The 19114-nt window shown below is 48.7% G+C and carries 24 protein-coding genes; 20 read left to right on the top strand and 4 right to left on the bottom strand.

The window, feature by feature from the left end; translation table 11 throughout:
• Positions 1 to 135 precede the first annotated feature (135 nt).
• Together OCV19_RS08740 and OCV19_RS08735 are read right to left on the bottom strand one after the other, a co-directional pair.
• Entirely contained in the window at positions 136 to 753 is a 618-nt protein-coding gene (locus tag OCV19_RS08740; protein WP_065677015.1) for an OmpA family protein, read from the bottom strand.
• On the bottom strand, positions 753 to 2060 hold the full coding sequence (locus OCV19_RS08735) for a TolC family outer membrane protein (protein ID WP_370736625.1): 1308 nt from the start codon (positions 2058 to 2060) through the stop codon (positions 753 to 755). Before OCV19_RS08735 ends, OCV19_RS08740 begins: the two co-directional genes overlap by 1 nt.
• Before the next feature lie 402 nt (positions 2061 to 2462).
• Between OCV19_RS08735 and OCV19_RS08730 the strand changes: the two genes are divergently transcribed.
• The 19 genes from OCV19_RS08730 (at position 2463) to OCV19_RS08640 (ending at position 15878) form a co-directional block, all read left to right on the top strand.
• Positions 2463 to 4049 (top strand): Ig-like domain-containing protein, encoded by a 1587-nt coding sequence (locus OCV19_RS08730; RefSeq protein ID WP_261875659.1) that lies wholly within the window; start codon positions 2463 to 2465, stop codon positions 4047 to 4049.
• Positions 4000 to 4131 (top strand): hypothetical protein, encoded by a 132-nt coding sequence (locus OCV19_RS08725; protein WP_261875658.1) that lies wholly within the window; start codon positions 4000 to 4002, stop codon positions 4129 to 4131. The genes OCV19_RS08730 and OCV19_RS08725 overlap by 50 nt, the downstream gene beginning before the upstream one ends.
• Before the next feature lie 367 nt (positions 4132 to 4498).
• The gene (locus OCV19_RS08720) at positions 4499 to 4705 is read left to right on the top strand and encodes a hypothetical protein (RefSeq protein WP_261875657.1); all 207 of its coding nucleotides are present in this window, start codon (positions 4499 to 4501) and stop codon (positions 4703 to 4705) included.
• Between the two features lie 29 nt (positions 4706 to 4734).
• Positions 4735 to 5226: a hypothetical protein gene (locus OCV19_RS08715; protein WP_261875656.1), complete on the top strand. Its 492-nt coding sequence runs from the start codon at positions 4735 to 4737 to the stop codon at positions 5224 to 5226.
• Entirely contained in the window at positions 5223 to 5345 is a 123-nt protein-coding gene (locus OCV19_RS08710; protein WP_261875655.1) for a hypothetical protein, read from the top strand. The genes OCV19_RS08715 and OCV19_RS08710 overlap by 4 nt, the downstream gene beginning before the upstream one ends.
• 27 nt (positions 5346 to 5372) lie before the next feature.
• Positions 5373 to 5660, top strand: coding sequence for a hypothetical protein (locus tag OCV19_RS08705; RefSeq protein WP_261875654.1), 288 nt, complete (start codon positions 5373 to 5375; stop codon positions 5658 to 5660).
• Positions 5629 to 6030, top strand: coding sequence for a hypothetical protein (locus tag OCV19_RS08700; RefSeq protein ID WP_261875653.1), 402 nt, complete (start codon positions 5629 to 5631; stop codon positions 6028 to 6030). The genes OCV19_RS08705 and OCV19_RS08700 overlap by 32 nt, the downstream gene beginning before the upstream one ends.
• Complete coding sequence (locus tag OCV19_RS08695) at positions 6008 to 6613, top strand: Ig-like domain repeat protein (RefSeq protein WP_261875652.1); 606 nt, start codon at positions 6008 to 6010, stop codon at positions 6611 to 6613. Before OCV19_RS08700 ends, OCV19_RS08695 begins: the two co-directional genes overlap by 23 nt.
• Positions 6582 to 7247: an Ig-like domain repeat protein gene (locus OCV19_RS08690; RefSeq protein WP_261875651.1), complete on the top strand. Its 666-nt coding sequence runs from the start codon at positions 6582 to 6584 to the stop codon at positions 7245 to 7247. Before OCV19_RS08695 ends, OCV19_RS08690 begins: the two co-directional genes overlap by 32 nt.
• Entirely contained in the window at positions 7216 to 7563 is a 348-nt protein-coding gene (locus OCV19_RS08685; RefSeq protein WP_261875647.1) for a hypothetical protein, read from the top strand. The genes OCV19_RS08690 and OCV19_RS08685 overlap by 32 nt, the downstream gene beginning before the upstream one ends.
• Positions 7532 to 8197 carry an Ig-like domain repeat protein gene (locus OCV19_RS08680; RefSeq protein ID WP_261875648.1) on the top strand — a complete coding sequence of 222 codons (666 nt, stop codon included), beginning with the start codon at positions 7532 to 7534 and terminating at the stop codon, positions 8195 to 8197. The genes OCV19_RS08685 and OCV19_RS08680 overlap by 32 nt, the downstream gene beginning before the upstream one ends.
• Complete coding sequence (locus OCV19_RS08675; protein ID WP_261875647.1) at positions 8166 to 8513, top strand: hypothetical protein; 348 nt, start codon at positions 8166 to 8168, stop codon at positions 8511 to 8513. Before OCV19_RS08680 ends, OCV19_RS08675 begins: the two co-directional genes overlap by 32 nt.
• Positions 8482 to 8829: a hypothetical protein gene (locus tag OCV19_RS08670; RefSeq protein WP_261875647.1), complete on the top strand. Its 348-nt coding sequence runs from the start codon at positions 8482 to 8484 to the stop codon at positions 8827 to 8829. The genes OCV19_RS08675 and OCV19_RS08670 overlap by 32 nt, the downstream gene beginning before the upstream one ends.
• Positions 8798 to 9154: a hypothetical protein gene (locus OCV19_RS08665; protein WP_261875650.1), complete on the top strand. Its 357-nt coding sequence runs from the start codon at positions 8798 to 8800 to the stop codon at positions 9152 to 9154. Before OCV19_RS08670 ends, OCV19_RS08665 begins: the two co-directional genes overlap by 32 nt.
• On the top strand, positions 9133 to 9462 hold the full coding sequence (locus OCV19_RS08660; protein ID WP_261875649.1) for a hypothetical protein: 330 nt from the start codon (positions 9133 to 9135) through the stop codon (positions 9460 to 9462). The genes OCV19_RS08665 and OCV19_RS08660 overlap by 22 nt, the downstream gene beginning before the upstream one ends.
• Positions 9431 to 10096 (top strand): Ig-like domain repeat protein, encoded by a 666-nt coding sequence (locus OCV19_RS08655; protein ID WP_261875648.1) that lies wholly within the window; start codon positions 9431 to 9433, stop codon positions 10094 to 10096. The genes OCV19_RS08660 and OCV19_RS08655 overlap by 32 nt, the downstream gene beginning before the upstream one ends.
• On the top strand, positions 10065 to 10412 hold the full coding sequence (locus OCV19_RS08650) for a hypothetical protein (protein ID WP_261875647.1): 348 nt from the start codon (positions 10065 to 10067) through the stop codon (positions 10410 to 10412). The genes OCV19_RS08655 and OCV19_RS08650 overlap by 32 nt, the downstream gene beginning before the upstream one ends.
• The gene (locus OCV19_RS08645; protein WP_261875646.1) at positions 10381 to 11055 is read left to right on the top strand and encodes an Ig-like domain repeat protein; all 675 of its coding nucleotides are present in this window, start codon (positions 10381 to 10383) and stop codon (positions 11053 to 11055) included. The genes OCV19_RS08650 and OCV19_RS08645 overlap by 32 nt, the downstream gene beginning before the upstream one ends.
• Complete coding sequence (locus OCV19_RS08640; protein ID WP_261875645.1) at positions 11034 to 15878, top strand: Ig-like domain-containing protein; 4845 nt, start codon at positions 11034 to 11036, stop codon at positions 15876 to 15878. The genes OCV19_RS08645 and OCV19_RS08640 overlap by 22 nt, the downstream gene beginning before the upstream one ends.
• An 82-nt stretch (positions 15879 to 15960) precedes the next feature.
• Here OCV19_RS08640 and OCV19_RS08635 read toward each other — a convergent pair whose 3' ends face one another.
• Both OCV19_RS08635 and OCV19_RS08630 read right to left on the bottom strand, forming a co-directional pair.
• Entirely contained in the window at positions 15961 to 17154 is a 1194-nt protein-coding gene (locus OCV19_RS08635; protein ID WP_017059708.1) for a class I SAM-dependent methyltransferase, read from the bottom strand.
• A 129-nt stretch (positions 17155 to 17283) separates the two neighbouring features.
• On the bottom strand, positions 17284 to 18687 hold the full coding sequence (locus OCV19_RS08630) for a methyl-accepting chemotaxis protein (RefSeq protein WP_065677518.1): 1404 nt from the start codon (positions 18685 to 18687) through the stop codon (positions 17284 to 17286).
• A gap of 88 nt (positions 18688 to 18775) precedes the next feature.
• On the opposite strand from OCV19_RS08630, the gene yccX reads away from it, so the two are divergent.
• Positions 18776 to 19063, top strand: a complete 288-nt coding sequence (gene yccX / locus OCV19_RS08625; RefSeq protein WP_065677517.1) for an acylphosphatase — start codon at positions 18776 to 18778, stop codon at positions 19061 to 19063.
• The last annotated feature ends 51 nt before the right edge of the window (positions 19064 to 19114 follow it).

The following is a 19114-nucleotide window of genomic DNA, read 5'->3' as shown; positions in this document are numbered from 1 at the left end:
GATTAATTCTCTATGTTGATAACGTGGCAAGATTAACATTATAGACGGCTTAGGTATATGCTATTCAAGGAATTATCACCATACTGAAACGTTAACTTAAGATAACGTTTCAGTATGGTAAAAGCAGGGTAACGCCTACTTTTTAATTTTGGTGAAGATGTGCCATTCTTCTTTGATATTACCCTTAAATCCAACAACGGAAGCAACAACTTTTCGATGCAGTGCGTGATTGATTTGAGTGTCATCGCTGCTGAATTCAGAATCACCATGACCGACGATGTTGACTCTAGATGGCTGAATACCGTTGCTGATTAGTGCACGTCTTACATGCGATGCTCGTTCTTTCGAAAGCTTTAGGTTGTGTGCTGCGTTACCTACTTTGCTGGCATAACCTTGCAACTCAATCGATGTACCCTCGTAACGCTTCAAAAACGCAGCCATTTGGCGTATCTGCCCTAAGAAAACCGGGTTGATCTCCGTAGAGTTATTAGCAAAGAGTATGTGGAGTTCTTTCTTTTCTGAAGATTCGAAATATGAACCACAACCGTCGTTATCTATTTCTGCACCAATCTGAGTATCGACACACAGATCTCGCGCGTTGATTACACCGTCATTGTCATCATCTTGAAGGTCGTAAATTTGAGTAACAGGCGGAAGAGCGCGATATTCAAATTCGTCCACGTTGTTTTCAGCTAAAGCATTGGCAGATACAACCATGAAGCAAAGCGATAATACTGTGTTGGTAAGCTTCATTAATATTCCACCTTTTCATTCCATTCTTCTGGGATCTCAACTCGTAAACCGATGAGTAGGTTACCAGTTGCGTTCATTACGCGATATTTTGCGTATTGCTCGTCATACTTAGCGTCTAAATAGCCTTTACGAGCTTCGAATAATTCATTCTCAGTGTTCAGTAAATCGAGAAGGGTACGCTTACCTATGCGGTATTGTTTCTCATACGAGATAACCGTGTCTGATGCCGAATCTACGTGGTCAGATAGGAACTCTTTTTGCTGAACCGTTAAATCAAGTGCGCTCCATGAAAGACGCAGACTCTCCTCAACATTGCGATAAGTGCTTTCGCGAAGGTCTTTGGCTTTGTTGAGTTGGTAAGCTGCACTTTCTGCACGGTCTTGATCCGAACCACCGTTGTAAAGGTTGTATCTTAAACGAACCATGGCAGAAAACTCATCGCTGCTGCCTTCTGTACCACCGGCGTCATCACGCCAAGTTTGAGCGGCTTCAAAAGAAACAGTCGGGTAGTTGGTGCTTTTGGATTGTTTGTATTGGAATTTGGCTGAGTCAACATCGGCTTGTGCAATCTTAATGACTGGGTGCTGGTTAAACGCTTTTGCTAACGCACCATCAACGGTATAAGGAATCGCGCCCACATCTGCGCGGGGGAAGGTTAACCCTAACGGAGATTGACCAACAAGTCTTTTAAACTGTGTGTGTGTATCAAAAAGGTTGTTTTGAGCAGCTAGCAAATTCCCGTGCGCTTTCGCAATACGAGCTTCAACTTGTGACATATCTGCGGTTGAACCAATACCTGATTCCACGCGCTTACGAATGTCGTTATATATCGCTTTGTGCGTCGCTAGGTTGTTTTCAGACAGGGAAAGCACTTCGTAGGCTTTCACTGCGTCAAGATAAACCTTTGTGACTTCTAAAGCGATATCTTGCGCGTTAGATAGTAGTTGATAGCGCACAGACTCTGCATCAGCGGCAGTACGGTCGATATCATTGGATGTATTAGCACCATCCCATATTAACTGGGTCAAGGTGATCGTTGCTTCTTTTCTAGTCAGGTCGGTGGTGTCTTGATTGGTTACAAGATCAGTATGTTCATAACCAATCCCACCATCTAAGTCTATACTTGGTCGATAAGCACCACCAGAAGCGTCGTTAAGATAACGCTTACTGATATATTCGTTATAAGCACTTTTGATTTCAGGGTTGCTTTCTAAAGTAAACGCAACGGCTTGCTCTAAGGTTTGTGCTGTTGTCGGTAAGCTAATACTTATAGCTAACCCCAATGTTGTTATTTGAAGCCTATTCAATTTACGTCTCCCTAAAATGAGCGCACATCTAAGTCTTAAATCGTGCTGTTATATACGAAATTCAGATGAACCGCCAAAAAAATCACGATCACTAAGCTGGCGATCGCAAAGAGTTGACAAAATGTTAACCGATGATTGTGCGTTTTATAGTGTTTTTATACACGTCAATCTTGCGTTTTTAAATCTATTATTTTCCGCAAACACAATAACTTATATTGCTAGTGTGAGCACTAAGATTGTGATGTGATGTGATCGCCATCATTAGCTTGTTACTTAAGTTGTTAAATACTAGATTCATAACTAGGAATTATATGACTTTAAGTGTTATATTTTAACTAATATTATAAATATAATGTCACCATTTTGACGTTAATGATAAGAAATGCTTTTTTAGGGGTTTATATGGACATGACAACATTGAATTTGGGTGGTGCATTAGCACTTGGCCAGCGCATTGTTATTTCGGTAGATGGTACAATTAAAGTCCTAGAAGACGGTCAGCCATTGCAAGCGGGGGATGTCATTCTTGAATCCCTAAACACCCCTAATAGTCCGGAAGTATCAGCGAAGCGTTTTTCACCCGAAGCTGGGGAGGTCGAACTTGACCAAGATATCGCTGATATTTTTGCTGCATTAGAAGAAGGTCAAGATCCTGCTGAACTCGGTGAAGAGTTTGCGACAGCTGCCGGTCAAAATGGCTCGAGTTTAGGAACTAGCGGAACGATTGAACGTGATGGCGAAGAAACTATTCCAGTTACCGAATTCGTAACCACAGGTTTTGAAGCGTTAGGTATGTCTCGTACTCAAAGCTTGAGTCTGCTAGACGCTTTCCGCTCGATTGAGCAATCTGGTAGCCAAGGCACAGACAGCGAGACCATCGGTGACACAACAGCTCCAGATGTGCCAACACTGACCCTGGATACAGACTCTGGCTCAGCGGCGGATGACTTCTTAACAAACGACGGCAGCTTCACAGTCGGCGGCACAGAAGAGGGTGCGACAGTCGAATACCTCGTTGACGGAAACTGGACGACAACCGCACCCGTGCCAACGGAAGGTGACAACACGATCACCGTTCGTCAAACCGACGCAGCGGGTAATACATCAGGCAGCAGCGAGCTGACGTTCACTCTAGACACAACAGCTCCAGATGCGCCAACACTGACACTTGATACGGACTCTGGCTCAGCGGCGGATGACTTCTTAACCAACGACGGCAGCTTCACAGTCGGCGGCACAGAAGAGGGTGCGACAGTCGAATACCTCGTTGACGGAAACTGGACGACAACCGCACCAGTACCAACGGAAGGTGACAACACGATCACCGTTCGTCAAACCGACGCAGCGGGTAATACCTCAGGCAGCAGCGAGCTGACGTTCACTCTAGACACAACAGCTCCAGATGCGCCAACACTGACACTTGATACGGACTCTGGCTCAGCGGCGGATGACTTCTTAACCAACGACGGCAGCTTCACAGTCGGCGGCACAGAAGAGGGTGCGACAGTCGAATACCTCGTTGACGGAAACTGGACGACAACCGCACCAGTACCAACGGAAGGTGACAACACGATCACCGTTCGTCAAACCGACGCAGCGGGTAATACATCAGGCAGCAGCGAGCTGACGTTCATTCTAGACCTAACGGCTCCAGGCGAAGGCGGCAATGACGTGAACAACAGCATCGTGTTCGACGATGACTTGGTGAACGAAGACGAAGCGGACAGCGTGACCTTAAGTGGTCAGGTTGAAGTGGGCAGCACGGTCAACAGCATCACCATTACCGACAAAGACGGTACAGAGCACGAAGTGACGTCGGGCATCACGGTGAACGCAGAGACAGGCGTTGTAGAGCGTGACAGGTCAAGACTTGTCAGAGCTTGCGGATGGCACCTTGACGGTGACCATGAACGTGACCGACAAAGCGGAGCAGCAGGCGATGTCACCGACACCACAATCCCTAGATACGACGGACCCAGAGCAAAATGATGAAGCGAACAGCATCGTGTTCGACGATGACTTGGTGAACGAAGACGAAGCGGACAGCGTGACCTTAAGTAGGTCAGGTTGAAGTGGGCAGCACGGTCAGCAGCATCACCATTACCGACAAAGACGGGTACAGAGCACGAAGTGACGTCGGGCATCACGGTGAACGCAGAGACAGGCGTTGTGAGGCGTGACAGGTCAAGACTTGTCAGAGCTTGCGGATGGCACCTGACGGTGACCATGAACGTGACCGACAAAGCGGGCAACACAGGCGATCACCGACACCACAATCCTAGATACGACGGACCCAGGCAAATGATGGCGAACAGCATCGTGTTCGACGATGACGAGTGAACGAAGACAGAAGCGGACAGCGTGACCTTAAGTGGTCAGGTTGAAGTGGGCAGCACGGTCAACATCACCATTACCGACAAAGACGGTACAGGCACGAAGTGACGTCAGGCATCACGGTGAACGCAGAGACAGGCGTTGTGAGCGTGACAGGTCAAGACTTGTCAGAGCTTGCGGATGGCACCTTGACGGTGACCATGAACGTGACCGACAAAGCGGGCAACACAGGCGATGTCACCGACACCACAATCCTAGATACGACGGACCCAGAGCAAAATGATGGCGAACAGCATCGTGTTCGACGATGACTTGGTGAACGAAGACAGAAGCGGACAGCGTGACCTTAAGTGGTCAGGTTGAAGTGGGCAGCACGGTCAACAGCATCACCATTACCGACAAAGACGGTACAGAGCACGAAGTGACGTCGGGCATCACGGTGAACGCAGAGACAGGCGTTGTGAGCGTGACAGGTCAAGACTTGTCAGAGCTTGCGGATGGCACCTTGACGGTGACCATGAACGTGACCGACAAAGCGGGCAACACAGGCGATGTCACCGACACCACAATCCTAGATACGACGGACCCAGAGCAAAATGATGGCTTGAACAGCATCGTGTTCGACGATGACTTGGTGAACGAAGACAAAGAAGCGGACAGCGTGACCTTAAGTGGTCAGGTTGAAGTGGGCAGCACGGTCAACAGCATCACCATTACCGACAAAGACGGTACAGAGCACGAAGTGACGTCGGGCATCACGGTGAACGCAGAGACAGGCGTTGTGAGCGTGACAGGTCAAGACTTGTATCAGAGCTTGCGGATGGCACCTTGACGGTGACCATGAACGTGACCGACAAAGCGGGCAACACAGGCGATGTCACCGACACCACAATCCTAGATACGACGGACCCAGAGCAAAATGATGGCGAACAGCATCGTGTTCGACGATGACTTGGTGAACGAAGACAAGCGGACAGCGTGACCTTAAGTGGTCAGGTTGAAGTGGGCAGCACGGTCAACAGCATCACCATTACCGACAAAGACGGTACAGAGCACGAAGTGACGTCGGGCATCACGGTGAACGCAGAGACAGGCGTTGTGAGCGTGACAGGTCAAGACTTGTCAGAGCTTGCGGATGGCACCTTGACGGTGACCATGAACGTGACCGACAAAGCGGGCAACACAGGCGATGTCACCGACACCACAATCCTAGATACGACGGACCCAGAGCAAAATGATGGCGAACAGCATCGTGTTCGACGATGACTTGGTGAACGAAGACGAAGCGGACAGCGTGACCTTAAGTGGTCAGGTTGAAGTGGGCAGCACGGTCAACAGCATCACCATTACCGACAAAGACGGTACAGAGCACGAAGTGACGTCGGGCATCACGGTGAACGCAGAGACAGGCGTTGTGAGCGTGACAGGTCAAGACTTGTCAGAGCTTGCGGATGGCACCTTGACGGTGACCATGAACGTGACCGACAAAGCGGGCAACACAGGCGATGTCACCGACACCACAATCCTAGATACGACGGACCCAGAGCAAAATGATGAAGCGAACAGCATCGTGTTCGACGATGACTTGGTGAACGAAGACAGAAGCGGACAGCGTGACCTTAAGTGGTCAGGTTGAAGTGGGCAGCACGGTCAACAGCATCACCATTACCGACAAAGACGGTACAGAGCACGAAGTGACGTCGGGCATCACGGTGAACGCAGAGACAGGCGTTGTGAGCGTGACAGGTCAAGACTTGTCAGAGCTTGCGGATGGCACCTTGACGGTGACCATGAACGTGACCGACAAAGCGGGCAACACAGGCGATGTCACCGACACCACAATCCTAGATACGACGGACCCAGAGCAAAATGATGGCTTGAACAGCATCGTGTTCGACGATGACTTGGTGAACGAAGACGAAGCGGACAGCGTGACCTTAAGTGGTCAGGTTGAAGTGGGCAGCACGGTCAACAGCATCACCATTACCGACAAAGACGGTACAGAGCACGAAGTGACGTCGGGCATCACGGTGAACGCAGAGACAGGCGTTGTGAGCGTGACAGGTCAAGACTTGTCAGAGCTTGCGGATGGCACCTTGACGGTGACCATGAACGTGACCGACAAAGCGGGCAACACAGGCGATGTCACCGACACCACAATCCTAGATACGACGGACCCAGAGCAAAATGATGGCGAACAGCATCGTGTTCGACGATGACTTGGTGAACGAAGACGAAGCGGACAGCGTGACCTTAAGTGGTCAGGTTGAAGTGGGCAGCACGGTCAACAGCATCACCATTACCGACAAAGACGGTACAGAGCACGAAGTGACGTCGGGCATCACGGTGAACGCAGAGACAGGCGTTGTGAGCGTGACAGGTCAAGACTTGTCAGAGCTTGCGGATGGCACCTTGACGGTGACCATGAACGTGACCGACAAAGCGGGCAACACAGGCGATGTCACCGACACCACAATCCTAGATACGACGGACCCAGAGCAAAATGATGAAGCGAACAGCATCGTGTTCGACGATGACTTGGTGAACGAAGACGAAGCGGACAGCGTGACCTTAAGTGGTCAGGTTGAAGTGGGCAGCACGGTCAACAGCATCACCATTACCGACAAAGACGGTACAGAGCACGAAGTGACGTCGGGCATCACGGTGAACGCAGAGACAGGCGTTGTGAGCGTGACAGGTCAAGACTTGTCAGAGCTTGCGGATGGCACCTTGACGGTGACCATGAACGTGACCGACAAAGCGGGCAACACAGGCGATGTCACCGACACCACAATCCTAGATACGACGGACCCAGAGCAAAATGATGGCGAACAGCATCGTGTTCGACGATGACTTGGTGAACGAAGACGAAGCGGACAGCGTGACCTTAAGTGGTCAGGTTGAAGTGGGCAGCACGGTCAACAGCATCACCATTACCGACAAAGACGGTACAGAGCACGAAGTGACGTCGGGCATCACGGTGAACGCAGAGACAGGCGTTGTGAGCGTGACAGGTCAAGACTTGTCAGAGCTTGCGGATGGCACCTTGACGGTGACCATGAACGTGACCGACAAAGCGGGCAACACAGGCGATGTCACCGACACCACAATCCTAGATACGACGGACCCAGAGCAAAATGATGGCGAACAGCATCGTGTTCGACGATGACTTGGTGAACGAAGACGAAGCGGACAGCGTGACCTTAAGTGGTCAGGTTGAAGTGGGCAGCACGGTCAACAGCATCACCATTACCGACAAAGACGGTACAGAGCACGAAGTGACGTCGGGCATCACGGTGAACGCAGAGACAGGCGTTGTGAGCGTGACAGGTCAAGACTTGTCAGAGCTTGCGGATGGCACCTTGACGGTGACCATGAACGTGACCGACAAAGCGGGCAACACAGGCGATGTCACCGACACCACAATCCTAGATACGACGGACCCAGAGCAAAATGATGGCTTGAACAGCATCGTGTTCGACGATGACTTGGTGAACGAAGACGAAGCGGACAGCGTGACCTTAAGTGGTCAGGTTGAAGTGGGCAGCACGGTCAACAGCATCACCATTACCGACAAAGACGGTACAGAGCACGAAGTGACGTCGGGCATCACGGTGAACGCAGAGACAGGCGTTGTGAGCGTGACAGGTCAAGACTTGTCAGAGCTTGCGGATGGCACCTTGACGGTGACCATGAACGTGACCGACAAAGCGGGCAACACAGGCGATGTCACCGACACCACAATCCTAGATACGACGGACCCAGAGCAAAATGATGGCGAACAGCATCGTGTTCGACGATGACTTGGTGAACGAAGACGAAGCGGACAGCGTGACCTTAAGTGGTCAGGTTGAAGTGGGCAGCACGGTCAACAGCATCACCATTACCGACAAAGACGGTACAGAGCACGAAGTGACGTCGGGCATCACGGTGAACGCAGAGACAGGCGTTGTGAGCGTGACAGGTCAAGACTTGTCAGAGCTTGCGGATGGCACCTTGACGGTGACCATGAACGTGACCGACAAAGCGGGCAACACAGGCGATGTCACCGACACCACAATCCTAGATACGACGGACCCAGAGCAAAATGATGGCGAACAGCATCGTGTTCGACGATGACTTGGTGAACGAAGACGAAGCGGACAGCGTGACCTTAAGTGGTCAGGTTGAAGTGGGCAGCACGGTCAACAGCATCACCATTACCGACAAAGACGGTACAGAGCACGAAGTGACGTCGGGCATCACGGTGAACGCAGAGACAGGCGTTGTGAGCGTGACAGGTCAAGACTTGTCAGAGCTTGCGGATGGCACCTTGACGGTGACCATGAACGTGACCGACAAAGCGGGCAACACAGGCGATGTCACCGACACCACAATCCTAGATACGACGGACCCAGAGCAAAATGATGGCGAACAGCATCGTGTTCGACGATGACTTGGTGAACGAAGACGAAGCGGACAGCGTGACCTTAAGTGGTCAGGTTGAAGTGGGCAGCACGGTCAACAGCATCACCATTACCGACAAAGACGGTACAGAGCACGAAGTGACGTCGGGCATCACGGTGAACGCAGAGACAGGCGTTGTGAGCGTGACAGGTCAAGACTTGTCAGAGCTTGCGGATGGCACCTTGACGGTGACCATGAACGTGACCGACAAAGCGGGCAACACAGGCGATGTCACCGACACCACAATCCTAGATACGACGGACCCAGAGCAAAATGATGGCGGAACAGCATCGTGTTCGACGATGACTTGGTGAACGAAGACGAAGCGGACAGCGTGACCTTAAGTGGTCAGGTTGAAGTGGGCAGCACGGTCAACAGCATCACCATTACCGACAAAGACGGTACAGAGCACGAAGTGACGTCGGGCATCACGGTGAACGCAGAGACAGGCGTTGTGAGCGTGACAGGTCAAGACTTGTCAGAGCTTGCGGATGGCACCTTGACGGTGACCATGAACGTGACCGACAAAGCGGGCAACACAGGCGATGTCACCGACACCACAATCCTAGATACGACGGACCCAGAGCAAAATGATGGCGAACAGCATCGTGTTCGACGATGACTTGGTGAACGAAGACGAAGCGGACAGCGTGACCTTAAGTGGTCAGGTTGAAGTGGGCAGCACGGTCAACAGCATCACCATTACCGACAAAGACGGTACAGAGCACGAAGTGACGTCGGGCATCACGGTGAACGCAGAGACAGGCGTTGTGAGCGTGACAGGTCAAGACTTGTCAGAGCTTGCGGATGGCACCTTGACGGTGACCATGAACGTGACCGACAAAGCGGGCAACACAGGCGATGTCACCGACACCACAATCCTAGATACGACGGACCCAGAGCAAAATGATGGCTTGAACAGCATCGTGTTCGACGATGACTTGGTGAACGAAGACGAAGCGGACAGCGTGACCTTAAGTGGTCAGGTTGAAGTGGGCAGCACGGTCAACAGCATCACCATTACCGACAAAGACGGTACAGAGCACGAAGTGACGTCGGGCATCACGGTGAACGCAGAGACAGGCGTTGTGAGCGTGACAGGTCAAGACTTGTCAGAGCTTGCGGATGGCACCTTGACGGTGACCATGAACGTGACCGACAAAGCGGGCAACACAGGCGATGTCACCGACACCACAATCCTAGATACGACGGACCCAGAGCAAAATGATGGCGAACAGCATCGTGTTCGACGATGACTTGGTGAACGAAGACGAAGCGGACAGCGTGACCTTAAGTGGTCAGGTTGAAGTGGGCAGCACGGTCAACAGCATCACCATTACCGACAAAGACGGTACAGAGCACGAAGTGACGTCGGGCATCACGGTGAACGCAGAGACAGGCGTTGTGAGCGTGACAGGTCAAGACTTGTCAGAGCTTGCGGATGGCACCTTGACGGTGACCATGAACGTGACCGACAAAGCGGGCAACACAGGCGATGTCACCGACACCACAATCCTAGATACGACGGACCCAGAGCAAAATGATGGCGAACAGCATCGTGTTCGACGATGACTTGGTGAACGAAGACGAAGCGGACAGCGTGACCTTAAGTGGTCAGGTTGAAGTGGGCAGCACGGTCAACAGCATCACCATTACCGACAAAGACGGTACAGAGCACGAAGTGACGTCGGGCATCACGGTGAACGCAGAGACAGGCGTTGTGAGCGTGACAGGTCAAGACTTGTCAGAGCTTGCGGATGGCACCTTGACGGTGACCATGAACGTGACCGACAAAGCGGGCAACACAGGCGATGTCACCGACACCACAATCCTAGATACGACGGACCCAGAGCAAAATGATGGTTTGAACAGCATCGTGTTCGACGATGACTTGGTGAACGAAGACGAAGCGGACAGCGTGACCTTAAGTGGTCAGGTTGAAGTGGGCAGCACGGTCAACAGCATCACCATTACCGACAAAGACGGTACAGAGCACGAAGTGACGTCGGGCATCACGGTGAACGCAGAGACAGGCGTTGTGAGCGTGACAGGTCAAGACTTGTCAGAGCTTGCGGATGGCACCTTGACGGTGACCATGAACGTGACCGACAAAGCGGGCAACACAGGCGATGTCACCGACACCACAATCCTAGATACGACGGACCCAGAGCAAAATGATGGCAGAACAGCATCGTGTTCGACGATGACTTGGTGAACGAAGACGAAGCGGACAGCGTGACCTTAAGTGGTCAGGTTGAAGTGGGCAGCACGGTCAACAGCATCACCATTACCGACAAAGACGGTACAGAGCACGAAGTGACGTCGGGCATCACGGTGAACGCAGAGACAGGCGTTGTGAGCGTGACAGGTCAAGACTTGTCAGAGCTTGCGGATGGCACCTTGACGGTGACCATGAACGTGACCGACAAAGCGGGCAACACAGGCGATGTCACCGACACCACAATCCTAGATACGACGGACCCAGAGCAAAATGATGGCTTGAACAGCATCGTGTTCGACGATGACTTGGTGAACGAAGACGAAGCGGACAGCGTGACCTTAAGTGGTCAGGTTGAAGTGGGCAGCACGGTCAACAGCATCACCATTACCGACAAAGACGGTACAGAGCACGAAGTGACGTCGGGCATCACGGTGAACGCAGAGACAGGCGTTGTGAGCGTGACAGGTCAAGACTTGTCAGAGCTTGCGGATGGCACCTTGACGGTGACCATGAACGTGACCGACAAAGCGGGCAACACAGGCGATGTCACCGACACCACAATCCTAGATATCGATCTGAGTACCCCTACTATCGATTTACTTGCGTCGAGCGACAGCGGCGACAGCGACACAGACAACCTAACCAATGACAAGACGCCGACGTTCTCGCTGGGCAACATCGATGACGATGTAGTGGCAGCGGGCATCGTGGTGCTCAAAGACGGCGTTGCCCTAGAAGGCACGCTGACCGAAGAGCAAGACGGCACTTGGAGCTTCACGCCGAGCGCCGACCTGGCGGATGGCACTTACGACTTGAGCGTAAAAGTGACGGACGATGCGGGCAATAGCGCGACGTCGACAGAACTTGAAGTCATCATCGATACCGAAGCGGCGGCGAGCATTACGATCGACCCAATCACAGCGGACAACACCGTGAACGCGGACGAAGCAGATGGTAAAGTGGTCATTACGGGTACCGTTGGCGGCGACGTGAAAGCGGGCGAAACCGTGACCTTAACGGTGAATGGCGAAACCTACAGAGGCGATGTGTTCGCAAACGACGAAGGCGACTTAGTGTACAGCATCGAAGTTGACGGCAGCGACCTGGTTGATGATGAAGATACGCGCGTAGAAGCGAGCGTGACGACCTCAGACTACGCGGGTAACGAAGCGACGGCGGGCGCGACCGACGGCGACTACGATGTTTCTCCAATTGCAGTCGATGATAGATATAACCATACTCACGGTTTATCAGGTGCTTATTACGGACACAATAGTCAAGTGAGCAGTGTAGCGACGGCCTTCTCAGTGATTAACGCGAGTGACCCGGATGTAACCTTTTCTGCAACTGATCTCGATTACTCTCTGAGCGTGAAGAGTGGAGTTGATGATGACGCTCAATTGAGTGACTTCTTAGGTGACGACGCGGATAGTATTTCTGGTAATGTTCCTAACGGTACGACCGATGGAGTGTTCAATTTAACTGGGGCCATTTATTTAGATGAAGGGGAATTTGCGCTTAAGGTGAATGCTGACGACGGTTATTCAATCAAAATTGATGGCGTTGTCGTTGCTGAAGTAGACAGTAACCAATCACCAACAGAGCGAATTCATAATGTCTTTGAAATCACTGATGCCGGTTACCATACAATTGAAATTGTTTACTGGGATCAAGGTGGAGACGCTGTTCTTGATGTTGATATCGGTCAGTATGATAGCGATGGAGATCTAATTGGTGACTTCTCTCCTTTGTTAGATGCTCCTACATTAAACGATGAACTTTGCACTGTTGAAGGGCTATTAACCACAATTAGTGCGGCTAGCTTGTTAGCGAATGACAGTGACCCAGATGGCGATAGCCTCACAATCCAGTCAGTAACGTCTGTTAGCGGCGGTACAGTGGCCCTTAATGAAAATGGTGATATTCAATTCATACCTGATGATGGATTTAGTGGTGATGCAACCTTTACTTACACACTAGTTGACAGTGTAGGGCTAACCGATACTGCTACGGTTACGGTTCATGTCGAGCCTAAATCTAGTGGATTGTCTGTAGATGCAGAGTTGTCATTTGGAACTAATATCAACCCAGCGGAAATGATCATTAACGATGCGGCAGCTCAATTTGAAACAGGCACAGTAATCGAGGGTAGTGGTAATTCAAGCGATAACTTACTAGTTTCTACTAACGGAGCTTGGGTAGAGGGATATGGTGGTAATGACATTATCGTCGATGGTGGTGTCTCTAACGATTTTCAAGCTTCTGGCGGCCAAGGAAACGATATCCTAATTGGTGGTAACTCTGACGATTTAACTAACGTTTCACTAAATGCAGGTGCAGGTAGTGATGTATTAGTGTCACAGTCTGCAACGGCCACGACTGCTTATTATGGTGGTTCAGGTAGCGATATGGCCTATATACCAGCATCTTTGAGTCAATTAGAGTTTATACCCGGTGGCGATAACGACTTGGCGCCTCAGGCTGATTTCTCATATAAATATATCGATACTGAAAATGATAATGCAGTGACATACCATGATTTCTACGATATAGAAACGCTTGTTTTACAAGATGGAACCTATTCTGTGAATGATGATGTAGTTACTAAGGTCACTGATTTCTTTAATTTAAATATTGATGTCAGCTTGAAGGATAGCGACGGCAGCGAAATCATTACTGATATTGTCATCAATGGTGTGCCAGATGGTGCAACTCTGAATGTAGGTTCACAAAACCAAGACGGTTCATGGTCGGTACCTTCAGATGAATTAGATGCTTCCGGTAATATTTCTGTTGTTGTCGAAGCGCCTGTTGGATCGAATCCAGTGTTAACCGTCACAGCTGGTGCTCAAGAAGTTGACGAGCAAGGTGAACCCGTTGACCTACCTAAGTACGCTCAAGATGAAACAGGTTCCATTGCGACACCAGATACTGACCCTAATGGCGATAATATTGTTAGCGGTGGTTCAGGTGACGATGTAGTGTTAGGTGATAGCGGAGGCACTATTAAAACTGTAGTACCAGGGTTGGATTACAACATAGCACTAATTGTGGATACTTCGGGTAGTATGGCCGCACAAACTGCTGATGGCACTACGCGAATCGAAATGGTAGAAGCCGCACTGAAAAAATTGGTTGAATCATTTGCAAATCATGATGGGACTATAAATGTCAAGCTTATTGCCTTCGACACCAATGTTGACTTTAACTTTGAAGCGCAAAATATTACGGAAAACGCAGAGCAATACGAAGATTTGTTAAATAAGATTGATACAGAATTAGTAAATGCGCTTGGCGGTGTTACTGATTATGAAAAGGGACTGAATGTAGCAGATTCTTGGTTTAATGGTAAGACCAGTGATGGTAGTGAGAATTTAGCATTTTTCTTAACCGATGGTAAACCTTATGTCAGTAATAATAGTGAAGAGAATGACGTTGCATTAAAACGTGCTTTAGATACATTTGAATCTTTATCGGAGAAGGCTCAAGTACAAGCTATTGGTATAGGTGATGATATCAGTGCTGATATACTTCAATTCTTTGACAATACTACCGCAGGCGAGTTGACACCTGTTCCTGGATTGTATGACAAGGAAGTGTTGTTTGACTTTAATGGTAGCTTAAGTGGTACCGATTCAGGCAGCGATAACAGTCACCGCTTTGGTGTATCTATTGAAAGTAATCAATTGCAGGTTAAAGACCAAGACAATGGCTGGGATACTGTAGAGGCTGAGTGGACGAGTAATAGTTTCACGGTCGAAAACAGTGCACAGGTCGATTTTGATTTAGCATTTGATGATGGTGAGATTAGTTGGGGAATATACGATCAAAATGGTCAGCTGGTCGATTTTGGCAGTGAATACGATGCGTCTAACAATGGTTATTATGATCAAAACAATGCGGCGCAAAGAAGTATAACCAGCGAAGTATTAGATGCGGGAACTTATACTATAAAAATTGGATTCGATGCAAATAGAAATTCTACAGGCAGAGTCAAAATTGATCAGATCAATTTACTTACACCTACTTTAGCGGTTGCTGGAGTTGTGCAAAACGTGACAAGTGCAGAGCAACTGGAAGCAGCATTGCAAGGTGGCTCTATCATATACGATATTGCGAATATGGGTAATGATGAAGTTACTGGTAATGAAGGTAATGATATTCTATTTGGCGATGCGATTAATACTGATAATCTACCTTGGTCAGAGAACGGTTTGATACGCCCTGATTCGTTACCTGATGGTTCTGGTATAGACGCATTGACTTCATTTTTAACAGAAATGTCAAATGGTATCGAGCCTTCTGAATTAGAAGTATATGAATATATCCGTGATAATCATGAGATTTTTAATGTTGACGGAGACACGCGTGGTGGTGACGATACGATTGAAGGCGGTGAAGGCGACGATATTCTCTATGGTCAAGGTGGTGATGACACCTTAATTGGTGGCTTAGGAAATGATATCTTAGTCGGGGGAGAAGGTGATGATATATTCAAGTGGGTAGATGAACCGCTTGACGATTATCGAGACGTTATTACTGACTTTGAAGTGGGCAGTGACCTTATTGATTTATCTGAACTCCTTCATGATGAAAATACAATGGATGATGTTCTTGAACATTTGTCAGCTAAGATTAGCGATAACAACCAAGACCTAGAGTTAACCATTACTAATGATCAAGGTTCTCAAACTATAGTGTTGCAGGGCCAAGCAAGTAATCTTAGTGGTTTTGACGTCGATTCTTCTGGTGTTTATTCCGGTGATGAATTGACGAATTTAGTAAATTCACTAATGACTAACCTACCAAACTCTTAATTCATGAATAACAAAAAGGGCCGAAAGGCCCTTTTTTAATACATCTTGTTTGCTATAAAAGCTAGATTCTAAAGCACTAAGATTAAAGAACCTTACAAGCAAAACCTTTCAGGTAGAAACCTTCTGGGTAGGCTGTGTCTGTTAGGTGGTCGGCTGCTTGCTCGAAGCGTTCTACGAACTTAACAGTGCGGCCTGCATCTAATGCTGCATCAGCAATGATTTTTTGGAACAAATCAGTACCCATTAAGCCAGAGCAAGAGTAGGTGAGTAGGGTGCCACCTGGTTTCAGGATTTGCATCGCAAGCATGTTAACGTCTTTGTAGCCGTTAGCACCTGAAGTTAGGTTGTTCTTGCTTGAAACAAACTTTGGTGGATCCATGATCACTACGTCAAACTTAGTGCCTTGGTCACGGTATTCACGAAGCAGTTTGAAAACGTCAGCGTTTAGGAATACAGCGCGCTTTTTCGAGATATCAAACTCATTAAGTTCAGCGTTAAATTTAGCCGTATCAAGAGCAAGTTGAGATACGTCAGCGTTGATAACACGCTTCGCGTCGCCTTTAAGCGCGTAAAGGCCAAAACCACCCGTGTATGAGAAGCAGTTAAGGACATCTTTGCCTTTAACGTACTTCATAGATTCTTTGCGGCTATCACGTTGGTCCATGTAGAAGCCCGTTTTGTGGCCTTCCATAATGTTCACGCTGATCTTAACGCCGTTTTCTTCAATCACAATTGACTTAGGTGGCTCTTCACCATGAAGAACGCCAACAACCTGTTCTAAGCCTTCTTTCTTACGAACTGCCACATCTGAACGCTCGTAGATGTTGCAATCAGGGAAGCATTCAATTAACGCTTCAACCAATACGCTTTTGTTAAATTCAGCGCCAGCACTTAGCAGTTGGCAAACAAGGAAGTCTTGGTATTTGTCGATTGTGATACCTGGCAAGCCGTCAGACTCTGCGGCCGTTAGACGGTAGCCCGTTAGACCATCACGCTCAATGATGTCTTCTCGTAAAGACTGTGCGTCTTGAATTCGTTTTACGAAGAACGCCTTGTTGATCTCTTCTTTTTCAAATGTCCAAACACGAGCTCGAATTTGAGATTCTGGTGAGTAAGCCGCTTTTGCAAGCCACTGACCATTTTGAGCATATACGTCTACAGTTTCACCTTGTTTTGGTTCGCCTTCGACCTTATCGATACCGCGTGAAAATACCCAAGGGTGTTTGCGGCGTAGTGATTTATCTCGGCCTTTAGCTAGATGAATTGAAGGAGTCATAATTTACTCTGTTTGTTGAATTTGAAGGAGGGGTATTGTCGGGGAAGTACAGGTGAAAAGCAAATAAGAAAGGGCTGCAGAACCAGCCCTAGTAATGATTAATCAACACATTGTGGTTGGAGAGCAGTATTAAGCTTTAAGACCTGTCAGCAAACCTTCCATCGTATCGCTTTGTTTACGAAGTTGGTCAACATTGGAATTACTCTTACTGATCATCTCGCAGATGCTGTCTGACTGATGACGAATCTCTTCAACACTTTGTGCAATGTTGTCAGCGACTACGCCTTGTTCTTCAGCCGCGGTAGCAATTTGAGTGCTGCTATCTGAAATAGACTGGTTCTTTTCCGCTAATGAACCGATCTCGACGTTCACTTCTGACATCAGTGTTTGGCCTTCGTTAGCATTGTTCACCGTGACTTCCATCAACTTGGTCAGTGATTGGCTGTTACGTTGTAATGACTCAATCATACTTTGGATTTCAACCGTTGCTTGCTGAGTGCGGCCGGCAAGGGCACGAACTTCATCGGCAACAACAGCAAATCCACGACCTTGCTCGCCAGCACGTGCAGCTTCGATAGCGGCGTTCAACGCTAACAGGTTCGTCTGTTCAGAAATACCGTTGATTGTTGTGACTACTTCATCGATCTGCGCCGCGTTGGCATCCAGTTCTTCTACTGCTTGTGAAGCGGACTGGATCTCTTGAGATAGGCTAGAGATAGACTCCAATGTATTTGAAACCTTGACTTGACCGCTCTGAGCAACGCCGCGAGCGTCCATCGTTTGTGAACTAGACTCATGAGCGAGGGTAGCGACTTCGCGAATGGTAGCCGCCATTTGTTCCGTTGCACTTGCTAAGCTATTCAGGTGTTCTTGTTGGTTACCTGAGATGTCTGAATTTTGTTGTGTTGACTGGTTCAAGTCCGAGCTGATCTGCTGCATGAGAGCGACAGACTCTTGGATTGATAGAACCATGTTTTGTTCACGCTCCGCAACTTTATCGATTGTAATCGCGATTTCACTGAACTCGTCACGAACTAAGAAGTAGTTCATGCGGCAAGTTAAGTCGCCATTCGCAAGCGTGTTCAGAGCTTTGTTCATAGAGAACATCGCGCCGCCAATAAAGGTCATGATGTAGTAAACACCTAGTGCGATAAGCGTTAGGGTTACAGCGATGATAGAAACCTGAGTCGTCGAGAGAGCAGACCAAAGGTTTTGGTCATGGTTAGCAACTAGGCTGAATGCACCATTCATTACTGAAACAGAACCAGCACCGTAGCCCAAAGAGATGGTTTCAGAACTGCTGACAAGCTGAGCAACTTGATCTTTAGTGAGTTGACCTGCTTCGATAAGCCCTTTCATCAAGAGTATTTCTTCTTGATAAAGATGAGCAAGTAAAGAGTCCGCGGCACTATCTAAAACGAGAGTTAATATAACCAGGGCGAGAAGAGGCAATAAGAAGAGTAGATAGAACTTTTCTTGGATTTTTAGGTGAATGAGATATTTGTCAATCCAACGAAATGGGATTTCTTTCATAATCGTTATACTCGAAGTAAGTCCACCAATAAGCGGTGAATGAATAGAAGCTCGACTATATCATTCATATAATTTATGAGGCAACGTTATGGAAAGTTCACAATATATTTTTGTCGTGTCAGGCGTAGTTCAATGTGTTGGGTTTCGTTACCACACCAGTAGGCAGGCGCAAGCTATGGGTCTCTCGGGTTATGCGAAGAACTTAAATGATGGTCGAGTTGAAGTGTTAGCAGTCGGAGAGAGTCAGCAAATTGAGAAGTTACATGCTTGGCTCAATATCGGCCCTTCGAGCGCAACAGTAGACAACGTTGTGATGCATCAAGTGAAAGAGAGTGAGCGCCAGGACGTACGCATAGGGGCGTTTAAAATACTGTAGTTATAGCACTACAGTATTTATATTGAACGTAACTTAATGACCTAAAGCGGG

It is taken from the genome of Vibrio celticus, from assembly GCF_024347335.1.
Classification (GTDB): domain Bacteria; phylum Pseudomonadota; class Gammaproteobacteria; order Enterobacterales; family Vibrionaceae; genus Vibrio; species Vibrio celticus.
The sequence above is the reverse complement of the archived record's forward strand: the minus strand, read 5'-3'. Positions and strand labels throughout refer to the sequence as shown.

What these genes read in the sequence shown, in the direction of transcription:
- OCV19_RS08670 (WP_261875647.1), top strand. Translation starts at nt 8,482, where the DNA reads ATGATGGCGAACAGCATCGTGTTCGACGATGACTTGGTGAACGAAGAC.
- OCV19_RS08730 (WP_261875659.1), top strand. Translation starts at nt 2,463, where the DNA reads ATGGACATGACAACATTGAATTTGGGTGGTGCATTAGCACTTGGCCAG.
- OCV19_RS08725 (WP_261875658.1), top strand. Translation starts at nt 4,000, where the DNA reads ATGTCACCGACACCACAATCCCTAGATACGACGGACCCAGAGCAAAAT.
- OCV19_RS08690 (WP_261875651.1), top strand. Translation starts at nt 6,582, where the DNA reads ATGATGGCGAACAGCATCGTGTTCGACGATGACTTGGTGAACGAAGAC.
- OCV19_RS08700 (WP_261875653.1), top strand. Translation starts at nt 5,629, where the DNA reads ATGATGGCGAACAGCATCGTGTTCGACGATGACTTGGTGAACGAAGAC.
- OCV19_RS08655 (WP_261875648.1), top strand. Translation starts at nt 9,431, where the DNA reads ATGATGGCGAACAGCATCGTGTTCGACGATGACTTGGTGAACGAAGAC.
- OCV19_RS08645 (WP_261875646.1), top strand. Translation starts at nt 10,381, where the DNA reads ATGATGGCGAACAGCATCGTGTTCGACGATGACTTGGTGAACGAAGAC.
- OCV19_RS08650 (WP_261875647.1), top strand. Translation starts at nt 10,065, where the DNA reads ATGATGGCGAACAGCATCGTGTTCGACGATGACTTGGTGAACGAAGAC.
- OCV19_RS08685 (WP_261875647.1), top strand. Translation starts at nt 7,216, where the DNA reads ATGATGGCGAACAGCATCGTGTTCGACGATGACTTGGTGAACGAAGAC.
- OCV19_RS08680 (WP_261875648.1), top strand. Translation starts at nt 7,532, where the DNA reads ATGATGGCGAACAGCATCGTGTTCGACGATGACTTGGTGAACGAAGAC.
- OCV19_RS08665 (WP_261875650.1), top strand. Translation starts at nt 8,798, where the DNA reads ATGATGGCGAACAGCATCGTGTTCGACGATGACTTGGTGAACGAAGAC.
- OCV19_RS08635 (WP_017059708.1), bottom strand. Translation starts at nt 17,154, where the DNA reads ATGACTCCTTCAATTCATCTAGCTAAAGGCCGAGATAAATCACTACGC.
- yccX (WP_065677517.1), top strand. Translation starts at nt 18,776, where the DNA reads ATGGAAAGTTCACAATATATTTTTGTCGTGTCAGGCGTAGTTCAATGT.
- OCV19_RS08675 (WP_261875647.1), top strand. Translation starts at nt 8,166, where the DNA reads ATGATGGCGAACAGCATCGTGTTCGACGATGACTTGGTGAACGAAGAC.
- OCV19_RS08740 (WP_065677015.1), bottom strand. Translation starts at nt 753, where the DNA reads ATGAAGCTTACCAACACAGTATTATCGCTTTGCTTCATGGTTGTATCT.
- OCV19_RS08630 (WP_065677518.1), bottom strand. Translation starts at nt 18,687, where the DNA reads ATGAAAGAAATCCCATTTCGTTGGATTGACAAATATCTCATTCACCTA.